Here is a 17,238-nt window from a genome sequence, read left to right as displayed (position 1 = left end):
ACATGAGTCTTGCGGAGTCACCGTCATCATCATCGGCAGCATCGGCACCGTCACCGGCATCCAGGAACGAATCATGGTCGGGCACGCCAACGCCGCCGGGACCGGGCCTCCTGGCCAACCACCTGCAGAACACCGTTCTTCCCGTGCGCGCCGCGCTGATCGACCGCGGATCCGCCGCGCGGATGAAGCCGAACATGCTGGAAGACCTCGTCGGCTCCGGCACCGCCCGGGCCATGGTGCTCTCCGGACGGCAGGCCCTCATCGACGGCGACAGCCTGGTCCTCCTGGACGCGGCCGAACTTGTCGACCACCTGCGGGACACAGACTATGCTCCGGACCAGTTGATCTACCTGGGCTCGGCGCTGCCCGGCTCGGACCTCGAGGCGGGAACGCAGCTGGTCCTCTTCCTCCTGCCCCGGCAATTCGAGGTCAAGGCCGAGGAATTCGAGTCGCACATCGCGGGCATCCCGGCGGGGGCACAATGGGCCGGCTTCCGGGACGTCGCTGCCCGCCTGAACCCCACGGACGCTGCCCTTTTTGTGGAAGCCAGTGCCATCGCCAACTGGCATGCGAGCCACACGCATTGCCCGCGCTGCGGTACCGCCACCCAACCGGAGGCCGGCGGCTGGGTCCGCCGCTGCCCCACGGACAGTTCCGAGCATTACCCGCGCACTGACCCCGCCATCATTGTCACCGTGGTGGGCGCCGACGGGCGGCTCCTGCTCGGCGGCGGAGGACCCCTGGACGCCCGGAACTATTCCACGCTGGCGGGTTTCGTTGAACCGGGGGAGTCCCTGGAGCAGGCTGTGGTCCGGGAGATCGGCGAGGAGGTCGGCGTCCGCGTCACCGCCTGCCAATACCTCGGGTCCCAGGCTTGGCCGTTCCCGGCCTCGCTGATGCTCGGGTTCACCGCGACGACCCAGGACACTACCGCCACGCCCGACGGCGTCGAGGTCACCAGGGCGCGCTGGTTCAGCAGGAGCGAACTGCAGGACGCGGTTCTTAGCGGCGAAATCGTGATCTCCAGCCGGCTGTCCATTGCCCGGGCCCTCATCGAGCACTGGTACGGCGGCACCATCCAGGACCGACCGGATACTCAATGAGGTCCGGATGAACACCCTCAGCGATCGCGTGGCCCCGCGGTGCCGCCGGCTACCCGAAACCCACCAGCGACTAAAGCGACTAAGCAGCATGAAGTGACGACAGAGAACGTGAACACCAGCACCTTTCCCGGCCTCCTTCCAGGCGCCGAAACCCCGCGCGACATACCAGCCCAGGAACCGGACGGCCGTTCCCTGGAGGAGCGCATCCTTGGCGGCCTCGACGCCGAACAACGCGAAGTTGCCAGCACGCTGAACGGACCAATGTGTGTGCTGGCGGGTGCCGGTACCGGCAAGACCCGCGCCATCACCCACCGGATCGCGTACGGCGTGCACTCAGGCGTCTACAGCCCGCAGCGGCTCCTGGCCGTTACGTTCACCTCGCGGGCCGCCGCCGAAATGCGCAGCAGGCTCCGGGACCTCGGCGTCGGGAACGTCCAGGCCCGCACCTTTCACGCCGCCGCACTCCGTCAGCTGCAGTTCTTTTGGCCCCAGGCGGTAGGCGGCGCGCTGCCGAACCTGCTCGACCACAAGGCGCAGATGATCGCGGAGGCCGCGCGTCGGCTCCGCCTCAGTACCGACCGCGCCTCGATCAGGGACCTCGCCTCCGAAATCGAATGGGCCAAGGTGTCCATGCTGACCCCGGCCAACTACCTCGAAAATGCGCAGACGCGCGGAAACCCCGGCGGGTTCGACCTGACGGCCGTCGCCCGGGTTTTCCAGTCCTACGAGGACGTCAAGACAGACCGCAACGTGATCGACTTCGAGGATGTGCTGCTGATTACGGTGGGCATCCTGCAGGAGGACCCCAAGGTCGCCGCCACGGTCCGTGAGCAGTACCGGCACTTCGTCGTGGACGAGTACCAGGACGTCTCACCGCTGCAGCAGCGGCTGCTGGAACTGTGGCTCGGCGGCCGCGATGAGCTGTGTGTCGTGGGCGACGCCAGCCAGACCATCTACTCCTTTACCGGCGCCTCCCCGAAGCACCTGCTCGGCTTCAAGGCGATGTACCCGGAAGCAAATGTGGTCAAGCTGATCCGCGATTACCGTTCCAGCCCGCAGGTGGTGAGGCTGGCGAATGAGCTGCTGGCGGGCCGGCGCAGCGGCGGTCCGGTGGCGGACGCGGCCTGGGCAACACCCTTGCAGCTGGTGGCGCAGCGTCCGGCGGGCCCGGTTCCGCAGTTCACGGAATGCTCCGACGACGAGGCGGAGGCGGCCACGGTGGCGGTTAAGGTCCGAGGGCTGCTCGACGCCGGCACGCCCGCGAGCCAGATCGCGGTGCTGTTCCGCACCAACGGGCAGTCTGAAGCGTACGAACAGGCCCTGGCCTCGGCCGGGATCGGCTACCAGCTCCGCGGCGGTGAGCGCTTTTTCGCCCGCAAGGAAGTCCGCGACGCCATCCTCCAGCTCCGGGCCGCCACCCGCGCCGTCGCGGAAACCGCCACGTCCGAACCGCTCGGCCAGCTGGTCCGCGACATTGTCGCCTCCCTGGGCTACACGGACGCGGCCCCGCACAGCGGCGGCGCTGTCCGGGAACGCTGGGAATCGCTGGCGGCCCTCGTGGCCCTCGCCGACGAACTCGTGCTCAGCCGCGGCGAGCAGTTCAGCCTCTCCGAGTTCGTCAACGAACTTCAGGAACGCTCCCTCGCCCAGCACGCCCCGACCGTCCAGGGCGTGACCCTGGCCTCGCTGCACTCCGCCAAGGGCCTCGAATGGGACGCCGTCTTCCTCGTCGGGCTCAGTGAAGGACTCATGCCGATCTCCTTCGCGGACACCCCCGAATCCGTGGACGAGGAGCGGCGCCTGCTGTACGTCGGGATTACCCGGGCCCGCGAGCACCTGTTCCTGTCCTGGTCCACCGCGCGGACACCGGGCGGGCGCGCCAACCGCAAGCCGTCCCGCTTCCTGGACGGACTGCGCCCGGATTCGGTGGCCAGCTCCTCCGTGCGCGGCAAGGGTGCGGCGCCGCGCCGCAAGGCCGCCGTTCCGGCGTCGTGCCGGGTCTGCGGGAGCATGCTCTCCTCCGGCGCGGAACGCAAGGTGGGACGCTGCGGTCAGTGCCCGCCCAGCTATGAGGAGCAGACCTTTGACGCGCTCCGGCAATGGCGAAAGGACGTCGCCCTCGAGGCGGACGTCCCGGCGTTCGTCGTCTTCACCGACGCGACCCTCACGGCCATCGCCGAGGCCCGCCCCGAGTCGCTGGAAGAGCTGGCCAAACTCGCAGGAGTGGGTCCGTCGAAGCTGGAGAAATATGGCGAAGCGGTGCTGGCCGTGCTCGTCGAAAGCACGAGCCTCTGATGGCCGGCGGTGCGGACGGCCGGGCGGGTAACCGGACACCCGCCCACGCGGCCGCGGCGGCGGTTCCGCTGACCACGCCCGAGGGCGCACCCGTGGAGGTGCGACGCTCGGCCCGCCGTCGCCGTACAGTTGCCGCCTTCTGGGAAAACGGCACCGCCGTGGTCGCCATCCCCGCTTCCTTCACCCGCACCCAGGAGCGCGAGTGGGTCCACCGCATGCTGGAGAAGCTCCGGCTTCAGGGGGAGCGGGGAGCACCAGGCGCCGGCAAGCGCCGTCCGCGCAGCGATGCCGCCCTGGCCGGCCACGCCGCGGAGCTGTCAGCAAAGTACTTCAGCGGCCGCGCCGTGCCGTCGTCGGTCCGCTGGGTCAGCAACCAGAACTCACGTTGGGGGTCGGCGACGCCCTCGGACGGAAGCATCCGGCTCTCCGACAAGCTTCGTTCCATGCCGCAGTGGGTCATCGACTATGTGCTGCTCCACGAACTGGCGCACCTGCTCGTGGCCGGCCACAACGCCGCGTTCTGGCGGCTGCTGGAGGCCTACCCGGAAACGGGACGCGCCAAGGCTTTCCTCGAGGGCGTCTCCTTCGCCACGTCCCGCGGCCTCACCCCGGCAAGCGAGGAAGACGACGTGGACGGCCCGGACGCGGCGGCCCCGGCCGAGTAGCGCAGCCTTTGCCAGCGGCGCGGCCCGCGCGGATGACAGCGGGCACAGGAGAGCCCCGGCAGGAACCGAAGTTCCGGCCGGGGCTCTCCGGCTCAATTCCTAGGACTTGGGGCTTCCGCCTTCTCCGGGGGCATCGTCCGGTCCGGGTTCTCCCGGTTGTTCGGCTTCGCCGGATTCCCCGGTGTCTTCCCCGGGCTTTTCGGCGTCCTCCGGTTCATCGAAGCCGCCGTTCAGCAGCTTCTGCAGCGCGTCGTCCACCTCGGTGTCGCTCGCTTCGGCAAGCTTGCGGCGCCCGCTGAAGCCCTGCGGATCATCCAGGTCCTCCGCGGTCGGAAGCAGGTCCGGGTGCTGCCAGATCGCGTCCCGGCCCTCGGCGCCGCGTTCCTCCTTCAGGAAAGCCCACAGCGTGGCGGCTTCCCGGAGCCGGCGCGGACGAAGCTCCAGGCCGACGAGGGAAGAGAATGCATGTTCGGCCGGGCCTCCGGTGGCACGGCGCCGCCGGACGGTCTCGCGAAGGGCGCCGGCCGAGGGCAGCAGCTTCTCGGTGGCGGCCCAGGTCAGTTCATCAACCCAGCCTTCCACCAGGGCGAGGGCCGTCTCCAGCTTCTCCAGCGCTTGTTCCTGCGCCGGCGTGCGCTGCGGCATAAAGACGCCCTGTGAGAGCGCTTCCTGGATGCCCTCGGGATTGCTCGGGTCCAGTTCCCGGGCGAGTTCCTCGATCCGGGAGGTGTCGATGTGGATGCCGCGCGCGTAGGCCTCGATCGCGCCGAGCAGGTGGCCCCGGAGCCAGGGCACCTGCACGAACAACCTGGCGTGGGCCGCCTCCCGGACGGCCAGGAACAGCCGGATGTCGTTCTCGGGCAGGCTGAGGCCTTCCCCGAATTTCGCCACATTCGAGGGCAGCAGCGCCATTTCGAGGTCCGCGAGGGGAACGCCGATGTCCGTGGAGCTGACCACTTCGGCGGAGAGGGCGCCGATGGCCTGGCCCAGCTGCATGCCGAAAATCGCCCCGCCCATGTTCTGCAGCATCGACGAGGCGCCGCCCATCATGGACTTCATCTCTTCGGGCATCTGTTCGGTCATTGCGGAGGACAGCGCGTTGGCGATGCTGTTGGCGACCGGCTCGGTCAGCCGCTTCCACGTCCCCAGGGTCTCCTCGACCCATTCGGCCCGGGACCAGGCCCGGCCGATCAGCCCGGTGGCGGGCAACCCGGTGACCTGGTCGAGCCAGAGCTCGGCGAGGCGCAGGGCCTCGTCGACCTGGCGTGTCTGCTGGTCCGTGACGGAGGGGTCGGAGCCGCTCGCGGCCACCCGGCGCGCGTTCTCATGCGCGAGCTGCCAGTTGACCGGCCCTTCGGAGGGGGCGCTCATCATTGCCTGGACCTGGGAGAACATCTGGGCGAGGAGGTTCGGGTCATCCGGGAGCCCGGCCGCCTTGGCGAGTTCTGCGGGGTCGATATTTCCCATGCCCTGGCCCCCCATCAGGTTCTTCAGCATCTCTGCCAGCGGATCCTTGGGTTCCTCGTCACCATTGGACGGATTGAGTGGGTTGGAGGTCATGATCCCGCCGATCGTCGGTGTGGCTTCTTCTCAACTTCACGGTACCCCGCGTCGAGAGGGGCTGTCTGCCGAAAGTGTGCCCCGTTCGCTCTAGGCAAAGACCGCGTTCGCCGGGCCGTTGCGGCGGGTGAGCGCGTACTGTTAGAAGCTGGAATATTTGCAGGCAGCAGCCGCCGCTGCGGCGGCGGTGCGCTGTTCACGGGTTCCACACGGTCCCGGGCGCCGGCACGGAGAGGTCCTTCATTGACGATTACCCAAGGCGAGCAGCCCGCCAGCGAACCAGCGGCCGGCCAGACGCGGGGCCGCAGGGCATTGCTCGGTGGACCGCGTGCGCCCCGCAATGACAAACGGTCCTCCGCCATGCTCGTCTCGGGCCTTCTGGCGCTGGGCTTGGGCATCACAGCGGTGAGCCTGCCCGTCCCGTACGTGGTGGAATCGCCCGGCCCCACGTTCAACACTCTGGGCGATGACAGCGGCAAGCCGGTCATCAGCATCACCGGGCACGAAAATTTTCCCGCCACGGGCAACCTGGACCTCACCACCGTCTACGTCGACGGCGGCCCGAACGGGCCCGTCAGTGTCTTCGAAGCGTTCTCCGCCTGGCTCGACGGCACCAAGGCCGTGTACCCGGAGGAACTGGTCTTCCCCAAAGGTGTGACCAAGGAGCAGTCCCAGCAGGAGAGTGCCGTCGCGATGACCACCTCCCAGGAAAATGCGGTCGCCTCGGCGCTCAAGGAACTCAACATCCCGTTCGAGCAGAAAATGCAGGTCGCAGGTCTCCCGGAGGACTCCGCCTCCAGCGGCAAGCTGCAGGAGGGCGATGTCCTCGTCGCCATCAATGACAAGCCGATCACCGCCCTGAGTGTCGTCCAGGCGGAACTCGCCGCGGGCAACGGCGCGCCGGTGACGGTCGCCGTCGACCGGGCCGGCACCCGTATTCCGGTCGCCATCACCCCCGCCAAGGCCGCCACCGGTCGGTTCATTCTCGGCGTGATGCTGCAGTACAAGTTCACGTTCCCCTTCGAGGTCAAGATCTCGCTCGAAAAGGTCGGCGGTCCCAGCGCCGGGATGATGTTCGCCCTCGGGATCGTCGACAGGGTCACGCCCGGGGATCTGACCGGGGGCAAGCACATCGCGGGAACCGGGACCATCACCCCCGACGGCGCAGTCGGCCCGATTGGCGGCGTCGCCCAGAAGATGTACGGCGCCCGGTCCGGCGGGGCCACCCTGTTCCTGGCCCCCGCAGCCAATTGCGATGAGGTGACCGGGCACATTCCGGCCGGCCTGCAGGTGGTCAAGGTGGAGAATCTGGCCGAGGCGAGGAAAGCCGTCGAACTGGCCGCGTCAGGCGCCGACACATCCGGTCTGCCGGCCTGCTCCAGCAACTAGACTGGCCCCGGAACTAAGATCCGCCGCCACTCGTGGCACCTATGACAGTATTGCCCGCCCGGCAGGGCGGTGCCCGCTGTCGCTACAATGCAGCAACACCACGGCTTGACCGCACCGACTGATAATTAAAACCAGCAGCTCACGACCAGCTATGAGGTACCGAGTTTGTCCCGTCCCGCCAGCACCGTCCCGCCCGGAAGACCGCAGACACGACGAGGCGCCCTGACGCCGACGTTGATCGTCGTGGCATTGATCGTGGTTGGGTTCATCTTCTTCGCCAATGTCTGGACGGACGTCCTCTGGTACCAGCAGCTGGGCTTCTTCGAAGTCTTCCTGACCGAAAACCTGGCGCGCATCGCGATCTTCCTGACAGGCTTCGTCGTGATGTTCACGGCGGTGTTCTTCGCCATCCGGATCGCCTACCACGCACGGCCGGTCTACGCCCCGGATTCAGACATCCGGGACAACCTGAACCGCTACCAGGTCCAGCTGGAGCCGGTCCGCCGCGTCGTTATGGTCGGCCTCCCGATCCTGTTCGGCCTCTTCGCGGGCAGTGCCGCCGCAAGCCAGTGGCAGAAGGTGCTGCTGTTCCTGAACCAGGAGCCCTTCGGCAAGCCCGACCCGCAGTTCAACATGGACATCAGCTTCTACCTCATGACGCTGCCGTTCCTCGGCTTCATCACCGGCTTCCTGATCAGCGTCACCATCGTCGCGGGCCTGGCCGGAATCCTCACGCACTACCTCTACGGCAGCATCCGGATCATGGAACGCGGCATCTTCACCAGCCGGGCTGCCCAGATCCATCTGGCAGTCACCGGCGCGGCGTTCCTGCTCCTGCTCGGCGTGAACTTCTGGCTGGACCGGTACTCCGCCGTGCAGAACAACGGTGGACGGTGGGCCGGTGCGTTGTACACGGACGTCAACGCCGTCATCCCGACCAAGTCGATCCTGGCCGTTGCCGCGGCCCTCGTCGCCGTGCTCTTCGTCGTCGCTGCCGTGATCGGCAAGTGGCGGCTGCCCGTGATCGGTACCGCGATGCTCGTGATCACCTCGATCCTGGCCGGCGGCGTGTACCCCTGGGTGATCCAGCAGTTCCAGGTCCGTCCCTCCGAGCAGACCCTGGAGAAGCCGTTCATCGAACGCAACATCACCATGACCAGGGACGCCTACGGCCTGGATAAGATCCAGGAAAAGCGGTACAACGCCACAACGAACGCCGCCACCGGCGCGCTGGCGGCGGACGCCGAAACCACCGCCAACATCCGCCTGCTGGACCCGAACCTGATCTCCGATGCGTTCTCGCAGCTGGAGCAGTACCGGCCCTACTACCAGTTCCCAAGCGCCCTAAACGTGGACCGCTACGAGGTGGACGGCAAGATCCAGGACACCGTCATCGCAGTCCGCGAGCTCAACCCCGACGGCCTGGCCACCAACCAGCAGTCCTGGCTGAACCGCCACGTGGTCTACACCCACGGGTACGGCGTCGTTGCCGCCAAGGGCAACAAGTTCACCGCCGACGGCAAGCCGGACTTCCTGCAGGCGGGCATCCCGTCCAACGGTGTGCTCGGCAATGACTCCACGTACCAGCCGCGGATCTACTTCGGCGAAGACTCACCCGAGTACTCGATCGTCGGCGCTCCGGACGGTGCCCCGCACCGCGAGCAGGACCGCCCCGCCGGCAAGGAAGGGGACGCGGAAACGCAGTACACCTTCACCGGCAACGGCGGCCCCAACGTCGGCAGCTTCTTCAACAAGATCCTCTACGCGATCAAGTTCCAGTCCTCGGACCTGCTGCTCTCCGACGGTGTGAACGCCGAGTCCCAAATCCTCTACGACCGCAACCCCCGGGACCGCGTCGAGAAAGTCGCCCCGTACCTGACGGTGGACGGCAACGCGTACCCGGCCGTGGTGGACGGCAGGGTGAAGTGGATCGTGGACGGCTACACCACGAGCCAGTATTACCCGTACTCCCAGCAGGAACAGCTGTCCGCGGCCACCACGGACTCGCAGACGACGGCGGGCCGAACCGTGGCTCTTCCGAACAGCTCGGTGAACTACATCCGCAACTCGGTCAAGGCCACCGTGGACGCCTACGACGGCTCCGTGACGCTTTACGCCTGGGACGACCAGGACCCGGTCCTCAAGGCCTGGCAGAACATCTTCCCGAGCTCGCTGAAGCCGTTCTCGGAAATGTCCGGCTCCCTCATGAGCCACGTACGCTACCCCGAGGACCTGTTCAAGGTTCAGCGCGAACTCCTGGGCCGCTACCACGTCACCCAGCCGGACAACTTCTACACGAACAACGACGCGTGGAGCGTGCCCAACGACCCCACCGTCCAGGATGAGGTCAAGCAGCCCCCGTTCTACATGTCCCTGAAGATGCCTGACCAGGAGAAGCCGGCCTTCCAGCTGACCTCATCCTTCATTCCGCAGGTGGTCAACGGCACAGCCCGCAACGTGCTCTACGGCTTCCTCGCCGCGGACTCCGACGCCGGCAACCAGAAGGGCGTTAAGGCCGAGAGCTACGGCCAGCTGCGGCTCCTGCAGATCCCGCCGGAAGCCCAGGTGCCCGGCCCGGGCCAGGCCCAGAACAAGTTCAACTCGGACCCGACGGTGTCGCAGGCGCTTAACCTGCTGCGCCAGGGAGCGTCGGCGGTGCTCAACGGCAACCTGCTGACACTGCCTGTCGGTGGCGGCCTGCTGTACGTCCAGCCCGTCTATCTGCGATCCACCGGTGAGACCTCCTACCCCACGCTGCAGCGCGTGCTGGTGGCGTTTGGCGACAAGATCGGGTTCGCACCGACGCTTGATGCGGCGCTGAACCAATTGTTTGGCGGCGACTCCGGCGCCACGGCCGGCGACTCGGCGAACAACGGCCAGACTCCGGCGGTCACGCCGCCGGACGGTGCCGCGCCGCCGGCTACCGGAACGGTTGATGCAAAGGCGGAACTGAAGGCCGCGCTGGACGAAGCCAACGCAGCGATCAGGGCCGGCCAGGAAGCCCTCGCCCGGGGCGACTTCGCCGCCTACGGCGACCAGCAGCGGCGGCTCGCCGCGGCCTTGCAGAAGGCGCTCGACGCCGAGGCCAAGCTCGGGGCTACTCCAGCACCGGCGCCGGCTGCCACGCCGACGGCGACCCCGGCCCCGACGCCGAGCAGCTGACCCGAAGGATCTGACCGACGCCTGAAAGCCGGGCCCCGCTGCACAGGAGCGGGGCCCGGCTTTTTCCATGCGGGCTTTGCATGCGAGATGCAGATCACGCCACCTGGATTTGGCCTCAAGTTCACCGGCAGGTAGAGTTGATCTTGCGACGCGGGGTGGAGCAGTTCGGTAGCTCGCTGGGCTCATAACCCAGAGGTCACAGGTTCAAATCCTGTCCCCGCAACTGAAGAAGATGGCCCGGAATTCTGGAAACAGTGTTCCGGGCTTTCTGCTTTAAGGCCGGCCCTTGACTATCCGGCCCCTGACTATCCCGCGCCGCACGGTAGTGGTCGGGAGTCCCGGCAAACTAGGGTAGTGTTGATCTTGCGACGCGGGGTGGAGCAGTTCGGTAGCTCGCTGGGCTCATAACCCAGAGGTCACAGGTTCAAATCCTGTCCCCGCAACTGAAGAAGAATAGAAAGGCCCGGATCATCTGATCCGGGCCTTTCTCGTTCCCCGGCTAAAGGCGGCTGTCCCGTTGATCCCGTTGAATCCCGTTGCCGCGTGAACAGTCCCGGCTCAGGTGTCCTTGAGCCGCTGGTAAGTGTCCAGCGCCCGCGCCCGGGACTCCGGCAGCCCGACAATGGGGTCCGGGTAGTCCAGGGCGCAGTCCGCCTTCCAGGGTTCGTGGATCCGCTTGGCGTCCAGGCCTGACAGTTCCGGGAGGTAGCGGCGCAGGTAGCGGCCCTCGGCGTCGAACTTTTTGCTTTGGGTGATCGGGTTGAAAATGCGGAAGTAGGGTGAGGCGTCGGCGCCGGAGCCCGCCACCCACTGCCAGTTTGCGGGGTTGCTGGCCGCGTCCGCATCCACCAGGGTGTCCCAGAACCAGGCCTCGCCCAGCCGCCAGTCCGCCAGCAGGTTCTTGACCAGGAACGATGCTGCCGCCATCCGGACCCGGTTGTGCATCCACCCGGTCTGCCAGAGCTGGCGCATGCCGGCGTCGACCAGGGGATAGCCGGTGCGGCCCTGCCGCCAGGCCGTCAGTTCGGACTCCGACGGCGTCTGCCAGGCGAAGCGGTCAAATTCCGGCCGGTAGTTCCGGCTGGCAAGCTCCGGGTTCTCGTAGAGCAGCTGCCAGCAGAATTCCCGCCAGCCGAGCTCCGAACGGAAAATCCCGACGTCGGACGGGGCCTGCTGGGGAAAGTGTTCCCGGAGGGTGTGCCAGATCCGGAAGGGGCTGATCTCCCCGAAGCGGAGATGGGGAGAAAGCCGGCTGGTCCCTTCGACGCCGGGGATGTTCCGGCCGGTGCCGTAGTCCTCCACCGGTCCGTCGACAAATTCTTCCAGCCTGCTGTGGGCGCCGGATTCGCCCGGGGTCCAGGTCGCGCCGAGGCCAACGCTCCAGTCCGGCGTGTGGGGGAGCAGCCCCCAGTCCGCCAGGGACTCACTAGCCGGCGGCTGTCCGGAGGCGTCCGCGGCCGGCGGAGGGAGCCGCCGTGGGGCCTCCAGCGGGAGCCTGGGCTCAGTCCCGTCGAGACAGGCCCTCCAGAACGGCGTGAAGACCTTGTAGGGGCCGCCGGCGCCGGTGCGTACTGTCCACGGCTCAAACATCAGGTTCGCCTGGAAGCTTGTGGCGGTGATGCCGCGCCCCGTTGCCCACTCCTTGAGGCCGGCGTCGACGGCACGCTCCGGGCCGCCGTAGCGCCGGTTCCACAGCAGCGTTGTGGCGCCGGTTTCCTCGGCCAGTGCCTGGATGATGCCGGCGGCGGCGCCGCGGCGGAGCAGCAGCCGGGAACCGGCGGCCGCCAGGTCCGCACCGAGAGCGGCCAGTGAGTGGTGCAGCCACCATTTTGCTGCGCCGCCGAGCGGACGCACTCCGGGGGAGGCTTCGTCGAGCACGTAGACGACGGTGAGCGGGCCGTCCAGCGAGGCGGCCTTGACGAGGGCCGGGTTGTCATCGAGGCGGAGGTCATCGCGGAGCCAGACAAGGGACGAAGGATTGGATCCGGAGGGCATGGACCCACGGTACACGCGTAGCCGCAGGCGGGGCCCGGCACAGCACTGCCCGGCACGGCAGAGGCCGGGTCTCCTGAACGTCCAGGAGACCCGGCCTCGGGCACCAGTGCGGTGGCTGGCCGGTCGGCGGCAGCTTTGCCGGGCGGCCTACAGCTTGTCGAAGTCGGCTTCCTCGATGGTGGCCTCGGTGCGCTTGCCCTCGCCGGCGCCAATGGCTGCTGGGGAGCCGCCGGACTTCAGCGCGGCCAGCCGTGCTTCAATCTCGGTCTGCTCGCCAAGATCCTCGAGCGAGTTGAACTGCGCGTCCAGGCTGGAGGCGGCGAGCTCCTGCTGGCCCCGGACCTTGGCTTCTTCGCGGCGGATCTTCTCTTCGAAGCGGCCCACCTCGGACGTGGGATCCATGAAGTCGATGCTCTTCAGGGCATCGTGCACCTGGGACTGCGCCGCGGCAGTCTTGGAGCGTGCCACCAGCTGGTTGCGCTTGCTGGTGAGCTCGTTGAGCTTGCCCTTCATCTGGTCCAGGCCGTGCTTGAGCTTGTCCACAACCTCGCTCTGGGAGGCGATGCTCGGCTCGGCGGCCTTCGCCTCGTTCTCCGACGCCATCTGCCGCTGCAGCGCGACCTTGGCGAGGTTGTCGAACTTTTCGGCGTCGGTGGCGTCGCCGCCGGCGCGGTACTCGTCGGCCTTGCGGGACGCGGCGAGGGCCTTCCTGCCCCAGTCCTGGGCGTTCTTGATGTCCTCGTTGTAGTCGTCCTGCAGCATGCGCAGATTCCCAATAGTCTGGGCCACCGCGGACTCGGCCTCCGCGATGTTGTTCGTGTAGTCCCGGACCATCTGGTCCAGCATCTTCTGCGGATCCTCCGCCTGGTCCAGAAGGGAGTTAATGTTGGCCTTCGCCAGCTGCGCCATGCGGCCGAAAATGGACTGCTTCATGGTGTTACCTTTCGTCCTGCTCAGTGGTTCCCACTGAATTCAGTGAACAGTGAATGTACCGCTTCTATCCGCCGGTCGGAACCTTCCTGCCGGCGCTTAGTCTCTAGGGGCTAGAAGTCGCCGCCGCCGCCGAAGTCGCCGCCCCAGCCGCCGCCGGAGTCGCCGCCACCGCCGAAGTCCCCGCCGGAGTCGCCTCCGCCGCCCCAGCCGCCGCCACCGCCGCCATGCAGAATGGAATTGATCAGGATGCCGCCGAGGATGGCGCCACCGAGGCCGCCACCTCCGCCGCCGCCGAACATCCCGCCGCGGCCGTAGCCCTGGCCCTGGTTGGCGTAGCCGCCGAACTGGTCGACGTCGGATTGTGCCTGCTGGGCTGCCTGCGCGGCCAGCGAGTGGGCCTGCTGCGCGTACTGCAGGGCCGTGACCGGGTCATTCCGGGAGATCGACAGGGCATAGTCCAGGTTTCGCTGGGCTTCGGCGAGGCGCGTGCGCGCCTCGGTTCCCACGCCGCCGCGGCGCGCGGTGATGTAGTCCGACGTCGCGCTGATCTGCGCCTGGGCCGACATGATGCTCTGCTGCAGCGAGGCCTGCGCCCGGCGGGCCTGTTCCTGCTGGTCGCGGATGCCGGTCAGGGCCGTGTCCAGCGACTGGTGCGCCGCTTCGACCCGCTCCAGCGTGGCGATCGGGTCGATCTTGCCGCCCTGGATCTCGGCCTTGACCCGGGCCAGTGCGGCTTCCACAGCGGCGACCGGGCCGGCAAGTTCCGGGTGCGCCCCGGACTGGATCATCGCGCGGGCCTGTGCCAGGTCCTGCGAGGTGTCAACGACGGCGGACTCCAGCCCGCTGCGTGCCTCGTCCAGATTCGCGGCGACCTTGTTGATGGCGTCAATCAGAACGTTCGTCTGGTGCAGGCTCTCTTCCGCCGCCCGGACCGCCACGGCGGCGAGGCTGCCCTCGCCCGTGCTGAGCTTCTCCCGGGCCGTCGTGGAGGCGTTCTGCACAAACTCCAACCGATCCTTGGCCTGGCTGATGTTGTCGGCAACCTGGACCAGCGCGCTCTCGGCGTACTTGTTCCGCAGCCCGGCCAGCAGCTGTTCGGCACTGGCAATCTTGGCTTCGGCCTGCGCCGCGCCGGCGCTGACCGCGGCAAGGGCCTGCGGGGCGTTCTTCTCGAGTTCGCGCAGCGAATCGAAGTCGGCTTTCTGCTCCTGGAGCGAGGACAGGGCGGCCTCGGAACGGCGGATGATCTCGCCGAGCCAGGCGCGCTGCTGCTCCTCGGTGTCGGGGATGTGGTCGTCGAGCTGCTGCTGCAGTTTGAAGGATTCCGACATGTGGCCCTTGGCATCCTGCAGCGCCTTGGTGAAGTTGCCGACGGCGGCGTCGCCGTACTGCGCCTGCGCGAAGCCGAGTTCCTGTTCGCTGGACTTGATGGCGTCGTCCGCTTCAATCAGGAGCGAACCGCTCTTGCGGCGCAGGTCCTCGACACTCATCGACGCCAACGGGTCCGGCTCCGTGCCCTGCTGCCCTTGGCCCGGGCCGGCGGCCAGAGCCGCCTTCTTCCGCTTGTTGCGCAGGTACAGGTAGGCGCCGACACCGCCGGCGGCCACGACGCCGGTTCCGACCAGGACGGCGCTGCCCGCGCCGTCCGCGGAGGGTACGTTGCCGGCCCCGCCGCCGGCCGCATCGCCAATGGCTGCGGCGGCATCGATGGCCGCCTGCGCGTAGTCACCCTTCCGGAGTTGCGGGTCCACCGCTTTATCCCTGATGTTGTCGCGCTGGGCGTTGGTGATCTTGCTGTTGGAGGGCTTGCTCAGCTGGTACTGGCGGGTGTCCGTGGCGACCGTCAGCAGCATGGCGTTCGCTCCCAGGCTCGCCTTCTCGGCCACTGCGTTGGCCCAGGCAACCCGGTCTGTGGGGTTCTCGAACTTCTTGACGTAGACGACGTGGAAGGTCATCGCGTGGTCGGTGCCGAGCTTCTGGATGGCTGCCTGGACGTCAGCCTTCCGGCTGCCCAGCACTCCCGCGGAGTCCACAACCTTCGTGGCCGGATCAAGGGCCACCGGATCTTCGGCCAGGGCCGGAGCGGCAGGAAGCGCCAGCAGTCCGGCGACGCCAAGAACAGCGAGGATACGTTTGAACTTAGACCGCATGTGCAACCCTTCAGCACTTCTGCGACCGATTCGGCCGAACCAGTCGTTTTCGAATGCAGCAGCGCCCCCACGCAGGTGTGAAGCCGCAGGTCGCTGTGGCGATTCAATTTGATTCTATGGTCCACCCATTTGGCCGTCCACCGGTGGGAATATGCCACCAGCGAAACGCGCTGAAAGCTGTAGAACGGGCCGGAGACGGGGCTGCCCTGCGGCCGTTCAGGAACCTCCCAGCAAATGTCCGCTCTAGTATCAGTCAAAGCGTCCATAGTTAATCCAGACGAGGATGAAAGGAAGTCCCATGACTGAGAACCCACTGCAGGGTGCGTCACCAGAGAACCGGGAGCCGGCGAAGCCGCACGAGGGCTCGTCGGAGCAGCGGCAGGCCGCGCCCACACCGGACTCAGCTTACGAAAACCCAACCCTCCGGCTGGACCGAACGGACGAAGGCGCCCCGCGGCCGGTCTACCCCCAGCGCCCGCCGTTCTACGGCGAGCAGTCTGCGCCCACAGGGCCCCAGCAGTACGGCGCGCCGCACCACAGCCAGCCGCAGAACCGGTCCCAGTATGGTCACTCCCAGCACGGACAGCAGTACACCCAGCACGCTGACGCCCAGCCCCAGCAGACCCCCGCCCCGTACGGCCAGCCCCAGTACGCCTCGTCCGCGAACGCCCCCAAGCGCAAGGCCGCGTTCGGCGTTCCCACCCTCGTCGCCAGCATCCTGGCCGCCGGACTGGTCGGCGGCGGCGTCGTTGCCGGCACCACGCAACTCCTGGGCGACGCACCTCCCCTTTCCTCGGCCAGCAGCAACAGCAGCCAGGCCGGCCCCGTCATCGTGAACAACAAGGATGACGTCAACGCCATCACGGCCGCCGCCGTCAAGGCCAGTCCAAGCGTCGTCACGATCAAGGCCACCAGCGGCAGCGAGGGCGGGACGGGCTCCGGGATCATCCTGGACGGCGAAGGCCACGTCCTGACCAACACCCACGTCGTCACGCTCGACGGCACGGTGGCCAACGCCAGCATCGAGGTGCGGATGAGTGACGGCAAGGTCTACTCCGCCAAGATCGTCGGAACGGATCCGCTCTCTGACCTCGCGGTCGTCCAGATCCAGAACGGCTCCGGACTGGTCCCGGCAACGCTGGGCGACTCCGGCAAGCTCAACGTCGGCGACACCGCCGTCGCGATCGGCTCGCCCCTGGGCCTCACGGGAACGGTCACCGACGGCATCGTCTCCACCCTTAACCGGACCATCAGCGTCGCCTCCTCCGCGGCGCCCAAGGAGGGCGCCGACAATTCACAGGGCGGCGACCAGGGCTTCCAGTTCGCCCCGCCGGACGGCGGCCAGGGCCAAAGCACGGCGAACCAGGGTTCCATCTCCATAAACGTGATCCAGACCGACGCGGCCATCAACCCCGGCAACTCCGGCGGCGCGCTGGTCAACACCAAGGGCGAGATCATCGGTGTCAACGTCGCCATCGCCTCGGCGGGCGGGGACAGCACCAGCAGCGGCAACATCGGCGTCGGCTTCAGCATCCCGATCAACCACGCCAAGCGCGTGGCGCAGGAGATCATCAGCAGCGGCAAGGCCACCCACGGCCAGTTCGGCGTCAGCGTGAAGCCCAAGACCGCGAGCACCTCGTCCTCCGGGTTCTCGGTCGGGGCCGAAGTCGCCACCGTCGAGCCCGGATCCGCCGCGGACAAAGCCGGCATCAAGGTCGGTGACGTGGTCACGAAGTTCCAGAACCTGTCCATCAGCGATCCGAACCAACTGACCGCCGCGGTCCGCGAACAGGCCGCCGGAGCCACGGTGAAGGTAACCGTCCTCCGCAACGGCCAGGAGCAGCAACTCGACGTAACGCTCGGTGCGGCTGCAGAGCAGTAGCACTGTCCACAGGGAAGACTGTCCACTAGAACGGGCCGGCACCAGCAGGTGCCGGCCCGTTTTCTTGCGTTCCTCCGGCATTGCACTGACATCGACGTTAACCC

The 17,238-nt window shown here is 67.5% G+C and carries 10 protein-coding genes and 2 tRNA genes; 8 read left to right on the top strand and 4 right to left on the bottom strand.

Going from position 1 to position 17,238, the window contains the following annotated elements:
• Positions 1-2 precede the first annotated feature (2 nt).
• The 3 genes from nudC (at position 3) to OM977_RS14030 (ending at position 4,063) form a co-directional block, all read left to right on the top strand.
• Positions 3-1,103, top strand: a complete 1,101-nt coding sequence (gene nudC / locus OM977_RS14040) for an NAD(+) diphosphatase (RefSeq protein ID WP_264354537.1) — start codon at positions 3-5, stop codon at positions 1,101-1,103.
• 162 nt (positions 1,104-1,265) lie between these two features.
• Positions 1,266-3,398, top strand: coding sequence for an ATP-dependent DNA helicase UvrD2 (locus OM977_RS14035; protein ID WP_264357430.1), 2,133 nt, complete (start codon positions 1,266-1,268; stop codon positions 3,396-3,398).
• Positions 3,398-4,063 carry a M48 metallopeptidase family protein gene (locus OM977_RS14030; RefSeq protein WP_264354536.1) on the top strand — a complete coding sequence of 222 codons (666 nt, stop codon included), beginning with the start codon at positions 3,398-3,400 and terminating at the stop codon, positions 4,061-4,063. Before OM977_RS14035 ends, OM977_RS14030 begins: the two co-directional genes overlap by 1 nt.
• Before the next feature lie 99 nt (positions 4,064-4,162).
• On the opposite strand, the gene OM977_RS14025 is transcribed toward OM977_RS14030, so the two are convergent.
• A complete protein-coding gene (locus OM977_RS14025) occupies positions 4,163-5,623 on the bottom strand; it encodes a zinc-dependent metalloprotease (RefSeq protein WP_264354535.1) in 1,461 nt (486 codons plus the stop codon).
• 243 nt (positions 5,624-5,866) lie between these two features.
• Here OM977_RS14025 and OM977_RS14020 point away from each other — a divergent pair, with 243 nt between their 5' ends.
• From OM977_RS14020 to OM977_RS14005, 4 genes are all read left to right on the top strand, one after another.
• Positions 5,867-7,012 carry a YlbL family protein gene (locus OM977_RS14020; RefSeq protein ID WP_264354534.1) on the top strand — a complete coding sequence of 382 codons (1,146 nt, stop codon included), beginning with the start codon at positions 5,867-5,869 and terminating at the stop codon, positions 7,010-7,012.
• Between the two features lie 165 nt (positions 7,013-7,177).
• Positions 7,178-10,174 carry a UPF0182 family membrane protein gene (locus tag OM977_RS14015; protein WP_264354533.1) on the top strand — a complete coding sequence of 999 codons (2,997 nt, stop codon included), beginning with the start codon at positions 7,178-7,180 and terminating at the stop codon, positions 10,172-10,174.
• Between the two features lie 149 nt (positions 10,175-10,323).
• Positions 10,324-10,397: transfer RNA gene (locus tag OM977_RS14010), tRNA-Met, on the top strand.
• Between the two features lie 146 nt (positions 10,398-10,543).
• A tRNA-Met gene (locus tag OM977_RS14005) sits at positions 10,544-10,617 on the top strand.
• 115 nt (positions 10,618-10,732) lie between these two features.
• On the opposite strand, the gene OM977_RS14000 is transcribed toward OM977_RS14005, so the two are convergent.
• From OM977_RS14000 to OM977_RS13990, 3 genes are all read right to left on the bottom strand, one after another.
• The gene (locus tag OM977_RS14000) at positions 10,733-12,169 is read right to left on the bottom strand and encodes a cryptochrome/photolyase family protein (RefSeq protein WP_264354532.1); all 1,437 of its coding nucleotides are present in this window, start codon (positions 12,167-12,169) and stop codon (positions 10,733-10,735) included.
• A gap of 147 nt (positions 12,170-12,316) precedes the next feature.
• Complete coding sequence (locus OM977_RS13995; protein ID WP_264354531.1) at positions 12,317-13,102, bottom strand: PspA/IM30 family protein; 786 nt, start codon at positions 13,100-13,102, stop codon at positions 12,317-12,319.
• Positions 13,103-13,212: 110 nt separating this feature from the next.
• Positions 13,213-15,252 carry a TPM domain-containing protein gene (locus OM977_RS13990; protein WP_264354530.1) on the bottom strand — a complete coding sequence of 680 codons (2,040 nt, stop codon included), beginning with the start codon at positions 15,250-15,252 and terminating at the stop codon, positions 13,213-13,215.
• A gap of 298 nt (positions 15,253-15,550) precedes the next feature.
• Here OM977_RS13990 and OM977_RS13985 point away from each other — a divergent pair, with 298 nt between their 5' ends.
• The gene (locus tag OM977_RS13985) at positions 15,551-17,134 is read left to right on the top strand and encodes a S1C family serine protease (RefSeq protein WP_264354529.1); all 1,584 of its coding nucleotides are present in this window, start codon (positions 15,551-15,553) and stop codon (positions 17,132-17,134) included.
• Positions 17,135-17,238: the final 104 nt, after the last annotated feature.

Origin of the sequence: Pseudarthrobacter sp. MM222 (genome assembly GCF_947090775.1) — a bacterium.
Lineage (GTDB): Bacteria > Actinomycetota > Actinomycetes > Actinomycetales > Micrococcaceae > Arthrobacter.
Note: the sequence above shows the minus strand (reverse complement) of the source record. Positions and strands in the feature narration are given on the sequence as shown.